The organism is Candidatus Pantoea rara (genome assembly GCF_051136265.1).
Taxonomy (GTDB): domain Bacteria; phylum Pseudomonadota; class Gammaproteobacteria; order Enterobacterales; family Enterobacteriaceae; genus Pantoea; species Pantoea rara.
The window spans coordinates 391,143-403,574 of record NZ_CP194942.1; the positions used below are offsets into that span (position 1 = coordinate 391,143).

The window sequence follows — 12,432 nt, forward strand, 5'->3', positions numbered from 1 at the left end:
GTCAGCTAAGACGGCGCTATTCATCGCCCGATAATTTAAACTTCATCAAATCGCGACGCTCTTTTTTGTCAGGTCGCCGATCGGGATGGGGCATAGTCAGCGCATTCATTTTGCGCGCCTGCGCCATTTTTTCGCGTTTTTCAATGCTGGCATCGGTTTCGCGATAGAGCTGCTGAGCCTCGCTGGCGGGGCGGCGCTGCGCGCTGATGTCTGCCACGATCACGGTGCGTTCATCGTTGCCCTGACGCAGTGTCAGTTCCGCATTCAGCTCCACCACTTTGCCAGGTTTGCTGCGCTGGCCGTTGTAATGCACTTTGCCGCCTTCAATCATCTCCCGCGCAATCGCCCGGGTTTTGTAGAAGCGCGCGGCCCACAGCCATTTGTCGAGGCGGACCTCTTCGCTGCTTTTCTCTTTCATTGCTGCTCCTGACTCAGATCAGCGTCCGGTAATCGCCAATGGCGCGGTGACGCTGAAAGATTTGCTCAGGACGACCCGAATCGGGATTCTTTACGCCTAAGCACCAGCCGATGCCCCATTGCTTTGCAGCATCCAGAATCACTTCGCTATCATCGATAAACAGCGTGCGCGGCGCAAAAAAGCCGGTGTGCTGTTGTACGGCCTGCCATAAACGTTGGTCTTCTTTCGGATACCCAAAGGTATGGGTAGAAAGTAATAAATCAAGGTGCGGCGCTAAACCGGTTTGCGCCAGTTTGACGTCCAGATTGTAAGGATGCGCGTTGGTCAGCAGGATGGTGGACTTGCCCGAGCAGCGCAGTGCCTGCAAAAAAGGCAATGTATCGTCACGCAGCGCGATACGGTTGCGCATCGCCAGCGTCATGGCACGGATGTCCAGCGCCAGCGACTCTGCCCAGTAATCCAGACAATACCAGTTTAGCGTATGGGCGGCGGCCTGATACTTTTCCGCAATGATCGCTTCGGCTTCCGCCCGGCTTATGCTGCGTTGCTGGCTGAGTTGTTCAGGCACATGTTCCAGCCAGAAGTGACGATCAAACGCCAAATCCAGCAGCGTGCCATCCATGTCGAGCAGCACGGTATCAATCTCAGACCAGTTGAGCATCCAGGTTCACCCCTAAAAAACCGGGCGACAGAGTAGCACAGAAGGGCAGGGCTCAGAATATCGAGCGCACACCCTGCAAAGTGCCAAGGTTATGGTTGAAACACTTTTCGTAGTATTGCTGGATATCGATCATGCGCTGGCGATTACGGTGCATACGGCGCAGCGCCAGTAGTCCGTTGATAATAGCGCAGGTGAGCAGTACCAGCAGCAGCAGCACAGTGCCGAGATAGCGCCACTGCGCCATGGTATCCGGTTCATTGTGCAGAACGATATGACGCGTGCCGTTGGCATCCGTTGAAATGCTGGTGATGATGCCGCTGGCGCTGAAAGGCGTGTGTAGCAGCATGGCGGAGATATTTTGCAGCTCGCGCCACTGAGAAGGCGGGTCGAGATCAAACAGAGACACAGTAGGCTGTGGCTGATTTACCAGCTGGCGACCCTCGTCGCTGACAATCAGGAATCCCCCTGGCGGTGGGCTGTTAAGGTTTTCTGCCGCACGACGGGTTTCACGGAAGAAGAAGGTCGAGGTTGCCGTGTTGACCAGGTTCTCCAGCGCTTCCGCACTCACCGGCCGCAGCAGCACATTCATGCCGTTTAACTGGCCGGAATCTGCCCGGCGCATCAGCGCTTCCCAGTCTTTGGCATTGCCCAGGTTTACCAGGGCATTTTTCAGGCGCATACAATCCTGTGGCTGATTACAGAGATCCTGCGTTTTCATCACCAGGTCTGAGAAGTCATCCAGCAGGATCATCCCGGATTTCTGAATCGCTGAGGCCAGTTGCGGGTTCAGTTTAGGGTCAGTATTGGTTTCCGGATGCAGCTGCTTTGTTGTGGTCTCCAGCAGAGCCGCAGCTTTATCAATAATGTCCGATTGCGGCTGCGGCAATGGCGTAGCGTTATTCCAGTACACTGCCGAGCAGTCGAACGGCATATAGGCGTAACTGCGGTTGCTCTGATAATTGTCCGGCACTGAACACATACCGGTCCCGCTTACCTTGAGGTTGTCGCCAATGTTCAACGCGACGCTGCTGAGTTTATCGACGCTGCTGACCTCCAGGCTGTCGGTGCCTCTGGCCCAGGCCAGACTGAGCTTGATTGGCATGCTGAGCGGAATCCAGGTGACCAGCATGATCAGCACCATTAGTGAACCACAAGCCAGCACCACGTTTTTCCGCCAGCGCTGAATCGGGAAGTTTTTGACTTCATCCTGCAGCGACAGGAAGCGGCCCTGACGCACCACCTGACGGTTGAGGTAGATCTCAACATCGGTCACCTGGCCAAGATCGTGCGCCACATAGGGCTGCCAGTGCGGCGGATAGGCGAGGTCGATAATCCCGAGCGTGATGTTGCTCTGCTCCTGGTTCGACTCGCTGAACAGGCCCCAGCGCTTTGGTGCACCGCGCAGACAGTGTATGTCACGCAGGCCACGTTCACCGGGAATACGATAGAGCAACCACAGGCTGGCACCAATCATGGCTGTACCGGTCAGCACCAGCCAAATCATCAGCGTGGCAGGCACTAACAGGCTGAAGAAGAACAATAAGAAGGCCAGGGCGATCATCACCGCTTCACGCGTGCCGTCTGGCCGCGACAGGCGATACTCTTCCGCAGTCTCTTTACGCACCTGAAGCAGTTCGACGTTTTCGGTTTCCGCCTTGCGGATAGAAGCATTGGTCGAGACCGGACGCATCAGCGTTGGCAGCGATTGCTGATCCACGGCGTAATCCACCAGCGAATGGCCGTTCAGCGAGATCACCAGAGGAATAGATTGGGTGCGGATTAACTCGACGTAGTTTTCGTCGGTGATGTATTGCTCCCACAGCGGCGGCAAATGAACTTCAACTTCATCCAGATAGTAGCGCCATTTGTGGGGATCATCCGTGGAGAGGCCGTAGCGGGTAATCGCGCGGGTAACCGGATAGACATTGTTGCTCTGCGCCGTCAGCGTCAGACGTTCAGAGGCGCTTCGCTTATCGGCAGTTACCGGGGCGCGCAGTTGTTTTTCCAGCGCGGCGACATACTTATCGACAGCCTCACGTTCCTGCGCAGAAAGCTTACGGCAGGGCGGGCTGATAAATGGCAGCGGTTTCGCCAACGGCGGACGATGCCGCATAGCGTACCAGAACCCAATACCTGCCAGGATTGAACAGGTCAGCACTATGGCCAGGATCATCAAGATTGTGCTCATGCTCTGCTCAATTCAGCCAAAATGCTGCCTTACTTTAAACTTTCGCTTTCGGTTATGCTCACTATAAAAGAGGCATTCCGGAAGATTATATAACCCTGAGGAGTCAGACACCCGATGAAATAGTGCCAGCGTATATCTGATTGGCATTTGTTAAACCCTGCCTTGTCCGAATGGTAACTGGCACACACTGGATTAAATATCGGTATTGTCTGAAACTTATCGCAGCATATTGACTAATGCAAATTTAGTCTTAACTGATAACCAAAGGCTGTTATTCAATCGCTTTAATCTGTGCAACGATAACGTCATTGTCTGACTGTCGCACAATTGCCTGTGGTTAGGTATGCTAATTCGCTACTGATAGCCGGCGCAGAATAATCTGGGGCTGATATGAAAATTCCAAAAAAACCTGACATCCTCAATATCACTGCCGTGGCACGTTCACGATTATTCACCATTGAATCAGTCGATCTGGCTTTCAGCAATGGAGTGCATCGCGTTTATGAGCGGATGAAGCCCTCAGAGCGTGAAGCGGTGATGATTGTGCCGATTATTGATGACCATCTGATCCTGATTCAGGAATACGCCGTCGGACTGGAAACCTATGAGCTGGGTTTCCCGAAAGGGCTGATTGATTCAGGTGAAACCGTGAATGAGGCGGCGGTGCGCGAATTAAAAGAAGAAGTCGGTTTTGGTGCCGACCAGCTGACAACGCTGGGAAAACTCACCATGGCACCTTCTTACTTTTCCAGCAAAATGAATATTGTGATAGCGGAAGGTCTTTACGCTGAAAAGCTGGAAGGTGATGAGCCGGAGCCGCTGATTATCCACCGCTGGCCGCTGACCGATATGCTGTCGCTGCTGGACGAACCTGATTTCCGCGAGGCGCGTAATGTCAGTGCGTTGTTTATGGCGCGCGAATGGCTGGTGAAGCAGGGGCGATTGAGTTACTGAATACACTGCGTGACTGAATAAAAAAGGCCGACTGATGTCGGCCTTTTTTATTGTGCGATTACGTCGGTCACATCAGAACAGCTCGTGACTCTCACCGTTATCCATAATAGTTGTACCCACGTCGTGAACCGAATATTCGGTCGGCTGGGTGCCATTGATGAAATACTCCTGACGGGTGTTACCCCCGCCATTTGCCAGTTTGCCGGTACTGCGATCGATCGTCACGGTGACCACGCCATCCGGCGGTGTTAACGGCTGCACCGGAACACCATCCAGCGCACTCTTCATATACTCATCCCATGCCGGTTGCGCACTCTTCGCGCCGCCTTCATAGCCCGAAATCTGATCGGGAATTGCGCCGGAAAGCGTGCTGCGGCCCAGGTTGCGGCGCGCATCATCAAAACCGATCCAGACTGACGTCACTACGCCAGGACCGTAACCTGAGAACCAGGCATCTTTCGAGCTATTAGTCGTACCCGTTTTGCCGCCGATATCGTTACGCTTGAGGTCACGCCCGGCACGCCAGCCGGTTCCCATCCAGCCGGGTTCGCCAAAGATATTACTGTTCAGCGCGCTCCTGATGAGGAAGCTGAGCGGAGTGTTGATCACGTGGGGCGCATATTGCTGCTCACCCTGTTGTGCCTGCGCCGGAACCTGCTCCAGTTCAGGCTGGGGAACCGCCTGATTCTGGTTGTTATTTGAGGCGGCAACGTTTTCAACGCTCTCTTCATTCAGCGCCAGCGCTTTCTTGGTCTCGCCGTAGATCACCGGCAGATTACACTGCGGACAGGCGATCTTCGGTTTCTCTTCAAAGACGGTGCCGCCCTGTTCATTCGTAATCTTCGTAATGAAGTAAGGATCAACCAGGAAGCCGCCATTCGCCATTACGGAGTAGCCACGCACGACCTGTAATGGGGTAAACGAAGCCGCACCCAGTGCCAGCGACTCGGTGTGAACAATGTTCTGCGCCGGGAAACCAAAGCGCTGCAGATACTCTGCGGCGTAATCCACGCCCATCGCACGCATCGCACGCACCATCACCACGTTTTTCGACTGACCTAATCCCTGACGCAAACGAATCGGACCATCGTACGTTGGCGGTGAGTTTTTTGGACGCCAGTCTGCACCGGCACCGGCATCCCAGCGTGAAATCGGCACATCGTTCAGGATGGAGGCGAGCGTCAGCCCGCGATCCATAGCGGCGGTATAGAGGAAAGGTTTGATGTTGGAACCGACCTGGCGCAGCGCCTGGGTCGCACGGTTAAACATGCTCTGGTTAAAGGCGAAACCGCCTACCAGCGCGCGCACCGCACCATCATTCGGATCCAGTGAGACAAGTGCCGAGTTCACATCCGGTACCTGACCCAGCCACCAGTCGTCACCCACTTTGCGCACCCAAATCTGCTGGCCAGCCTGCAGGACCTGCGTGACGCTTTTCGGCGTCGGGCCCTGCACGGTGTCAGACTTATAAGGACGCGCCCAGCGCACACCCGCTAATGACAGCGACACATTGCTGCCATCCTGCATCATCACGGTCGCTTCATCACTGCGCGCTTCCGTAACGACGGCCGGATGGAGTGGACCGTAGACCGGCAGCACCTTCAGCGCTTTCTCAATCTTCGTCTGATCCCAGGCCGGTTCACCTACTTTCCACAGCACGCTGGTCGGGCCGCGATAGCCATGACGCATATCGTAAGCCATAACGTTATTGCGAACCGAGGTCTGCGCAGCTTCCTGCAGGCGGCGGGTCACAGTGGTGTAGACCTTGTAACCGTCGGTGTAGGCATTGTTGCCGTAGCGCTTCACCATCTCCTGACGCACGATCTCACTGAGATAAGGGGCAGAGAAGGCGATTTCAGGACCGTGATACTTCGCCACCAGCGGTGTATTACGGGCCTCGTCATATTGCTGCTGCGTGATGTAATGCTGATCCAGCATACGCGCCAGTACCACGTTGCGGCGCGACAGGGCGCGGCTCGGCGAGTAGAGCGGGTTAAAGGTGGACGGCGCTTTCGGCAGACCGGCAATCATCGCCATCTCACTCAGCGACAGCTGGTCAACGGGCTTACCGAAATAGACCTGTGAGGCTGCACCGACGCCATAAGCGCGATAGCCAAGGTAGATCTTATTCAGGTAGAGCTCGAGGATTTCATCTTTATTCAGCAACTGCTCGATGCGGATCGCCAGGAACGCTTCCTTTATTTTACGCATCAGGGTGCGTTCCGGACTCAGGAAGAAGTTTCGGGCCAGCTGCTGAGTGATGGTACTGGCACCCTGTGAGGCATGACCGGAGACCAGCGCAATGCTGGCCGCACGGAAAATACCCACCGGATCAACACCATGGTGCTCATAAAAACGGCTGTCTTCGGTCGCAATAAACGCTTTCACCATCACAGGTGGCACTTGCTGCAGCGTCAAAGGGATACGGCGCATTTCGCCATACTGGGCGATTAAATCGCCATCGGCGCTGTAAACCTGCATAGGGGTTTGCAGACGCACATCTTTCAGCGTGTTCACGTCAGGCAGCTGTGGCTCTATGTATTTGTATAAACCATAAATCGAGCCAGCTCCCAACAGGATGCAACACACTGTAAGGATCAAGAGATACTTTACGAACTTCACCTGGAATTTCCCATCTGTTGTCGTTTGAGCAGTTTATAAACAACCGCGCGGTAGTATAAAGGCAAGCCAGACGCTTTGATATGTCCATCTTTCCCGGACGATAAGGAGATCGCGCGCATGGCTTTTCATACCTGGCAAATTGGGCTGGATATTCAGAATAGGCAGATTTGTGCCCTGGCCCTCCAGCCTCGTCGTGATGGCTGGCAGCTACGCCACTGGTGGCAGCAGCGGCTGCCGCAAGATACGTTAAGAAACGGCGTGCTGCAATCTTCACCTGAATTACTGGCGGCCTTAACGGGCTGGCGTCAGCGGTTGCCACGTCATTACTCACTGCGGGTCGCACTGCCTGCCCGGCTGGTGCTGCAGCGCCAGCTTCCCCTGCCAGCACAGTCACTGAATGAGCCTGCGCTGGGGCATTACGTGCAGGCGGCCGCGCGCCGTCTTTTTCCGCTGGAGCCGACTGCGCTGGCGCTGGACTACCGGCCGGATGCGCAGAGTGGCCAGCTCTGCGTCACGGCCGCGCGGCTGGAGATTATCGACCAGTGGGCGGCCCCCCTTTTGCAGGTCGGATTAAAGCCACAGGTGTTCGAACTGAGCACCGAAGCGCTGAAGCGGTTAGCCCAGCAGGCAGAACTGCAGAATGGCAGTGTGCTGGCCCTGCAGCAGGACAGCCTCTGGTTCTGGAGCGATGCACGCACTGTAGCTGAGAGCGGTGAAGGCGACACGCTGGAGACACTGAAACAGCAGGCCTTCCCCAGGGCCCCTTCTGTTGCCTGGTGTGCAGCGGAGGCGTGTACGCTGCCCGCTGACGCCATCGCATTTTCTCCTTTTGATCTGTTTCGTTATAAGCAGCCGCCCTTGCCGGAGAATCCGGGTGCTTTTGCGCTGGCGGCCGGTCTGGCGCTGCGCGACGGAGATGCATGATGGTGGCGGTTAATCTGCTGCCCTGGCGGCAGCGTCGTCAACAACATCAGCGGCGGCAGAGCCTGGTCGTGTTGTCACTGATGATGAGTGCTCTTCTGCTGGTGGTTGTGCAGCAAACCTGGCAGGTCCATCAGACGCGTCAGCAGGTTGCGCAGACGGGCAGGGTGCAGCAGCAGGCGCTGGCCATGCTGGAAAAGCAGTTAGCTGAGCAGAAGCAGTTACTGGCGCAAATAGCGGTCATACAAAAGCAACAGGCGAAGCAGCGCCAGCAGGTGGGACAACTGGCAGCCTGGCAACAGTTCTGGCTCGATTTACCTGCGTTGTTGCCTGACACCGCCTGGCTGACCCGGCTGGAGAAGCGCGACAACCATCTGACCCTGGAAGGCCAGGCGCAGGATATGGCGTCGGTGCGGCAGTTTCGCCAGCAGCTAACCCGCTTCGCCCTGCTGAGCCAGGTGAAGCAGGGCGGTGTTAAACGTCAGGCGGGTGGCAGCTACCGCTTTTCATTGCGGGCAGAGGTGCAGGAGGTCGCTGATGAATGAATGGTGGGATCGCTGGTGGCAAATGGACGCTCTTCCGCGCTACGGCTTGCTCGCCGTCCTCTCATCGGGTCTGCTGCTGCTCTCCTGGCTTCTTTGGTTACGGCCACATCAGCAGGCTTTGACCGCTGAAAAACAGGAGCTGCACAAGCTGAGCCGCACCCTGCAGCAGCGCCAGCAGCTGTGGCGTCAGAATCCGGATAATGCGCAGTTGCAGGCGCAACTGCAGTCGATGCAGATCGCCAGATCAACACCGGGCGCATCGGGCCGGGCATTGGAAGCGATTCTGGCTGCACGCCGTAATCAACTGGAGGAGTGGCAGCCGGATGCGCCTTCCCGCACGCTGACGCTGCATCTGCAGTGGCCGGCGTTCCAGTCGCTTTTTGCCGAGCTTGCCGATGCCTCCGCAGCGTTTCCGGTGCATTTCCAGCTGCTGGCGCAGCCGCAGTTCCTGGTTGCTCAACTCTGGCTGGAACCAGACGATGCGCCATAGCCTGCTGATTTTACTGCTGTGCTGTGGCGGAGTGCTGGCGCGTGACCCGTTCCGGCCGGTTGCCGGTTCAGTTTGTGAGGCGTCAGTAGAACCGCTCACCGGCTGGCGTCTGCAGGGGATCATTGGCCGGGAGGCGCATTTCCATGCCTGGCTGCTGGGCCCGCAGGGAGAGAGCGTCATCGCGCGCACCGGCAAACCATTTCCCGTATTGCCCTGGCAACTCGCTGATATGACCCGCCGCAGCATCACCCTGGCGGTGCAAAATAGCTGCACGGCACAACAGACTGCATTCTATTTAAAAGGACGTTCGCATGAAAAGGATAGTCACTCTGCTGCTGGTCATCAGCTGCCTGCTGCCGGTTTACGCCGCTGATGAGGAGCCTCTCAGCCTGACATTTGATAATGCGCCGGTAGAGCGTATTTTGCAGGCGCTGGCAGACTATCAGCAGATCAATCTGATGATTGCGCCAGAGGTGGAAGGTTCGTTATCGCTGCGGCTGGATAACCTGCCATGGCATCAGGCGCTTGACCTGGTGGCGCGCATGGCAAAGCTGACGCTGATAGAACAGGATGATGTCCTGCTGGTCTATCCGGAGAGCTGGCAGCAGGCTCAGCAGCAGGCACGGCAAGCGGAACAGCAGGAGCAGTTGCAGCAGATACCTTTGCAGCAGCGCGCGGTAATATTGCGCTATGCCAGCGCCAGCGAGGTACATGCCAGCCTTCTGACTGAGCGGCAGACGCTGATGACTGAGCGCGGCAGCGTGACGGTCGACAAACGTACTAACGCCCTGTTACTGCGCGATACGGCGGCGGCGTTGAAAGAGACGGAACGCTGGATACGGGCACTGGATCTGCCACTGGAGCAGATTGAGCTGTCGGCCCACATTGTTACCATCAGCGAAGAGCATCTGCAGGAGCTGGGTGTGAAGTGGGGATTGCAGGCGGGTGATGCTGCAGTGACTGACATCCTGCATCATCCCCGGCTGGATATTCCGCTGGCGGTGAGTTCTCCCGGCATCAGCGTGGGTATGGCACTCGCACGCATCGGGGGCCAGCTTCTGGATCTGGAGTTAAGCGCGCTGGAGCAGGAGAACCAGATCGAAATCATCGCCAGTCCGCGCCTCTTTACCTCACATCAGCAGACTGCATCGATCAAGCAGGGCACTGAAATTCCCTATGAAGTGTCGGCGGGAAACAGCGGTGCCACCAGTATTGAGTTTAAAGAAGCGGTGCTGGGCATGGAGGTGACCCCAACGATTTCAGGTAATGGCCGCATCCAGCTGAAGATCCATATCAGTCAGAATATGCCGGGTCGCAGCATCAGAACCGGCGATAGCGACATATTATCTATTGATAAACAGGAAATTGAGACTCAGGTCACGGTCAGTGACGGGCAAACTCTGGCGTTAGGCGGTATCTTTCAGCAGCAGCGTAGTCGTGGAGAAAATAAGGTGCCGCTGCTGGGAAATGTTCCGCTGATTGGCGGGTTGTTTCGCCAGCAATCTGAGCAGCGTAAAAAAAGAGAGTTGGTGATCTTCATAACGCCACGATTGGTCAGGGAAGCAGCGCTTACGGCTGGATAAAACGGAAAATGCGTCCCTTAGAGCCATCTGCGTTGACGCAGGGGACGAATTAGCTTACAAGGTTTAGCGATTTTCAATACGGTGTAACCGTCTATGTTGGGTAAATCCCGGCAAACAGATCAGAAAACTCCTCTGTAAGCAGCGTTGTAAAGACGCAGCGCTGGCGCGTTACAGTTTCGCGAACACAGGCTAATTCAGAAATGGATGTGCTGAAGGCAATATAATCGGTTGCCAAACAGCCTTGAGTGTTGAGATAATTTTTCATCTGACTCTTGCTAACGCTCATGAGGTCTCAGTTCCTGTCCCGCCAGCAAATGCTGAACGCGGGGTATCATTAACGAATTCTTAGTAATACCGACAAAATGGCAGAGAAACGCAATATCTTTCTGGTTGGGCCGATGGGTGCCGGCAAAAGCACTATTGGCCGTCAGTTGGCTCAGCAACTCAACATGGAGTTCTTCGATTCCGATCAGGAAATTGAGCGACGCACCGGAGCGGATGTGGGCTGGGTTTTTGATGTCGAAGGCGAAGCTGGCTTTCGCGATCGCGAAGAAAAAATCATTAACGAACTGACCGAGAAGCAAGGCATCGTCCTGGCGACAGGCGGTGGTTCCGTCAAATCACGGGAAACGCGTAATCGTCTCTCCGCCCGCGGTGTTGTGGTTTATCTTGAAACCACCATCGAGAAGCAACTGGCGCGCACCCAACGTGACAAAAAACGTCCGTTGCTGCAGGTGGATTCACCGCCGCGTGAAGTGCTCGAAGCGCTGGCTGGCGAACGTAACCCGCTCTACGAAGAGATCGCCGATGTAACCATTCGCACAGATGATCAGAGTGCGAAAGTGGTGGCGAATCAGATTATCCACATGTTGGAAAAAAGTTGATCCAACGTTCGAAGGCTCTTTAACAGGTATCGAGCATCATGGAGAAGATCACCGTCTCACTGGGGGAACGCAGTTACCCCATCACTATCGCCGCCGGACTGTTTAACGATCCGGCTTCTTTTTGGCCGCTAACAGCGGGCGAAAATGCCATGGTGGTGACAAACCAGACGCTGGCTCCGCTCTATCTTGACTCGCTGACAGCGTTGCTGACGGCGGCAGGTGTAAAAGTGGATCAGGTGATCTTACCCGACGGCGAGCAATATAAGACGCTGGCCGTGATGGATCAGGTTTTTACTGCACTTCTGCAAAAGCCGCACGGTCGTGATACGACGCTTATCGCCCTGGGCGGCGGCGTCATTGGCGATCTTACCGGTTTTGCTGCGGCCAGTTATCAGCGTGGCGTACGCTTTATTCAGGTACCGACTACCTTACTGTCGCAGGTTGATTCTTCGGTTGGCGGTAAAACGGCCGTTAACCATCCGCTGGGTAAAAACATGATCGGCGCATTTTATCAACCCGCGTCGGTGGTGATTGATACGGCCTGTCTGAAGACGCTTCCCGCCCGCGAAATGGCATCCGGTCTGGCGGAAGTGATTAAGTACGGCATCATCCTCGACGGTGCGTTTTTCCAGTGGCTGGAGCAAAATCTTGATGCTCTGCTGGCGCTGGATGAACAGGCACTTTCGTACTGTATTCGTCGCTGCTGTGAACTGAAAGCCGAGGTTGTAGCGGCCGATGAGCGTGAAAACGGTCAGCGGGCATTGCTAAATCTGGGCCATACTTTTGGTCATGCGATTGAAGCGCACATGGGGTACGGCAACTGGCTGCACGGTGAAGCCATTGCGGCGGGCATGGTCATGGCAGCACGCACGGCTGAACGTCTGGGGCAGTTCCAGGCGGAAGAGACCGAACGCATTATTGCCCTGTTCCGGCGTGCCGGTTTACCGGTGTATGGGCCGCAGACGATGAGTGCTGAGATGTATCTGCCGCACATGATGCGCGATAAAAAAGTTCTGGCGGGCGAACTGCGGCTGATACTCCCGCTGTCGATTGGCCGCTCTGAAGTGCGTGGTGGCGTGGCACATGATATGGTGCTGGCTGCAATTAACGATTGTCAGCAACCCTGAGATAAAGCAGTTGAGTGGTGACGCGGCGCGCAGGGTGCG

General features: G+C 55.8%; 13 protein-coding genes. 8 read left to right on the top strand and 5 right to left on the bottom strand.

The window, feature by feature from the left end:
- Positions 1-16: 16 nt before the first annotated feature.
- The 3 genes from hslR to ACR8BF_RS01795 are packed head-to-tail and all read right to left on the bottom strand — an operon-like array spanning position 17 to position 3,267.
- Positions 17-418, bottom strand: a complete 402-nt coding sequence (hslR, locus tag ACR8BF_RS01785) for a ribosome-associated heat shock protein Hsp15 (protein WP_179898836.1) — start codon at positions 416-418, stop codon at positions 17-19.
- Between the two features lie 13 nt (positions 419-431).
- On the bottom strand, positions 432-1,079 hold the full coding sequence (gene yrfG / locus ACR8BF_RS01790; protein ID WP_434745480.1) for a GMP/IMP nucleotidase: 648 nt from the start codon (positions 1,077-1,079) through the stop codon (positions 432-434).
- 52 nt (positions 1,080-1,131) lie between these two features.
- Positions 1,132-3,267, bottom strand: coding sequence for an intracellular growth attenuator family protein (locus ACR8BF_RS01795; protein WP_179898838.1), 2,136 nt, complete (start codon positions 3,265-3,267; stop codon positions 1,132-1,134).
- Between the two features lie 390 nt (positions 3,268-3,657).
- Between ACR8BF_RS01795 and nudE the strand changes: the two genes are divergently transcribed.
- Entirely contained in the window at positions 3,658-4,221 is a 564-nt protein-coding gene (gene nudE, locus ACR8BF_RS01800) for an ADP compounds hydrolase NudE (RefSeq protein ID WP_179898839.1), read from the top strand.
- A gap of 72 nt (positions 4,222-4,293) precedes the next feature.
- Here nudE and mrcA read toward each other — a convergent pair whose 3' ends face one another.
- On the bottom strand, positions 4,294-6,843 hold the full coding sequence (mrcA, locus tag ACR8BF_RS01805; RefSeq protein WP_434745481.1) for a peptidoglycan glycosyltransferase/peptidoglycan DD-transpeptidase MrcA: 2,550 nt from the start codon (positions 6,841-6,843) through the stop codon (positions 4,294-4,296).
- Positions 6,844-6,960: 117 nt separating this feature from the next.
- Between mrcA and pilM the strand changes: the two genes are divergently transcribed.
- The 5 genes from pilM to hofQ are packed head-to-tail and all read left to right on the top strand — an operon-like array spanning position 6,961 to position 10,382.
- Positions 6,961-7,767 (top strand): type IV pilus biogenesis protein PilM, encoded by an 807-nt coding sequence (pilM, locus tag ACR8BF_RS01810; RefSeq protein ID WP_434745482.1) that lies wholly within the window; start codon positions 6,961-6,963, stop codon positions 7,765-7,767.
- Entirely contained in the window at positions 7,764-8,309 is a 546-nt protein-coding gene (locus tag ACR8BF_RS01815; RefSeq protein WP_434745483.1) for a PilN domain-containing protein, read from the top strand. The genes pilM and ACR8BF_RS01815 overlap by 4 nt, the downstream gene beginning before the upstream one ends.
- Positions 8,302-8,799, top strand: a complete 498-nt coding sequence (locus ACR8BF_RS01820; RefSeq protein WP_434745484.1) for a hypothetical protein — start codon at positions 8,302-8,304, stop codon at positions 8,797-8,799. Before ACR8BF_RS01815 ends, ACR8BF_RS01820 begins: the two co-directional genes overlap by 8 nt.
- On the top strand, positions 8,789-9,172 hold the full coding sequence (locus ACR8BF_RS01825) for a HofP DNA utilization family protein (RefSeq protein WP_434745485.1): 384 nt from the start codon (positions 8,789-8,791) through the stop codon (positions 9,170-9,172). Before ACR8BF_RS01820 ends, ACR8BF_RS01825 begins: the two co-directional genes overlap by 11 nt.
- A complete protein-coding gene (hofQ, locus tag ACR8BF_RS01830) occupies positions 9,111-10,382 on the top strand; it encodes a DNA uptake porin HofQ (protein ID WP_292986891.1) in 1,272 nt (423 codons plus the stop codon). Before ACR8BF_RS01825 ends, hofQ begins: the two co-directional genes overlap by 62 nt.
- A gap of 91 nt (positions 10,383-10,473) precedes the next feature.
- On the opposite strand, the gene ACR8BF_RS01835 is transcribed toward hofQ, so the two are convergent.
- Positions 10,474-10,647 carry a hypothetical protein gene (locus ACR8BF_RS01835; protein ID WP_255434305.1) on the bottom strand — a complete coding sequence of 58 codons (174 nt, stop codon included), beginning with the start codon at positions 10,645-10,647 and terminating at the stop codon, positions 10,474-10,476.
- A 97-nt stretch (positions 10,648-10,744) separates the two neighbouring features.
- Between ACR8BF_RS01835 and aroK the strand changes: the two genes are divergently transcribed.
- Both aroK and aroB read left to right on the top strand, forming a co-directional pair.
- Positions 10,745-11,266 carry a shikimate kinase AroK gene (gene aroK / locus ACR8BF_RS01840; RefSeq protein ID WP_003852989.1) on the top strand — a complete coding sequence of 174 codons (522 nt, stop codon included), beginning with the start codon at positions 10,745-10,747 and terminating at the stop codon, positions 11,264-11,266.
- A 38-nt stretch (positions 11,267-11,304) separates the two neighbouring features.
- Complete coding sequence (gene aroB / locus ACR8BF_RS01845) at positions 11,305-12,393, top strand: 3-dehydroquinate synthase (protein ID WP_434745486.1); 1,089 nt, start codon at positions 11,305-11,307, stop codon at positions 12,391-12,393.
- Positions 12,394-12,432: the final 39 nt, after the last annotated feature.

Coding starts and splice junctions, on each gene's coding strand:
- nudE (WP_179898839.1), top strand. CDS start 3,658: ATGAAAATTCCAAAAAAACCTGACATCCTCAATATCACTGCCGTGGCA.
- ACR8BF_RS01820 (WP_434745484.1), top strand. CDS start 8,302: ATGAATGAATGGTGGGATCGCTGGTGGCAAATGGACGCTCTTCCGCGC.
- yrfG (WP_434745480.1), bottom strand. CDS start 1,079: ATGCTCAACTGGTCTGAGATTGATACCGTGCTGCTCGACATGGATGGC.
- hslR (WP_179898836.1), bottom strand. CDS start 418: ATGAAAGAGAAAAGCAGCGAAGAGGTCCGCCTCGACAAATGGCTGTGG.
- hofQ (WP_292986891.1), top strand. CDS start 9,111: ATGAAAAGGATAGTCACTCTGCTGCTGGTCATCAGCTGCCTGCTGCCG.
- ACR8BF_RS01835 (WP_255434305.1), bottom strand. CDS start 10,647: ATGAAAAATTATCTCAACACTCAAGGCTGTTTGGCAACCGATTATATT.
- ACR8BF_RS01825 (WP_434745485.1), top strand. CDS start 8,789: ATGCGCCATAGCCTGCTGATTTTACTGCTGTGCTGTGGCGGAGTGCTG.
- ACR8BF_RS01815 (WP_434745483.1), top strand. CDS start 7,764: ATGATGGTGGCGGTTAATCTGCTGCCCTGGCGGCAGCGTCGTCAACAA.
- aroB (WP_434745486.1), top strand. CDS start 11,305: ATGGAGAAGATCACCGTCTCACTGGGGGAACGCAGTTACCCCATCACT.
- aroK (WP_003852989.1), top strand. CDS start 10,745: ATGGCAGAGAAACGCAATATCTTTCTGGTTGGGCCGATGGGTGCCGGC.
- ACR8BF_RS01795 (WP_179898838.1), bottom strand. CDS start 3,267: ATGAGCACAATCTTGATGATCCTGGCCATAGTGCTGACCTGTTCAATC.
- pilM (WP_434745482.1), top strand. CDS start 6,961: ATGGCTTTTCATACCTGGCAAATTGGGCTGGATATTCAGAATAGGCAG.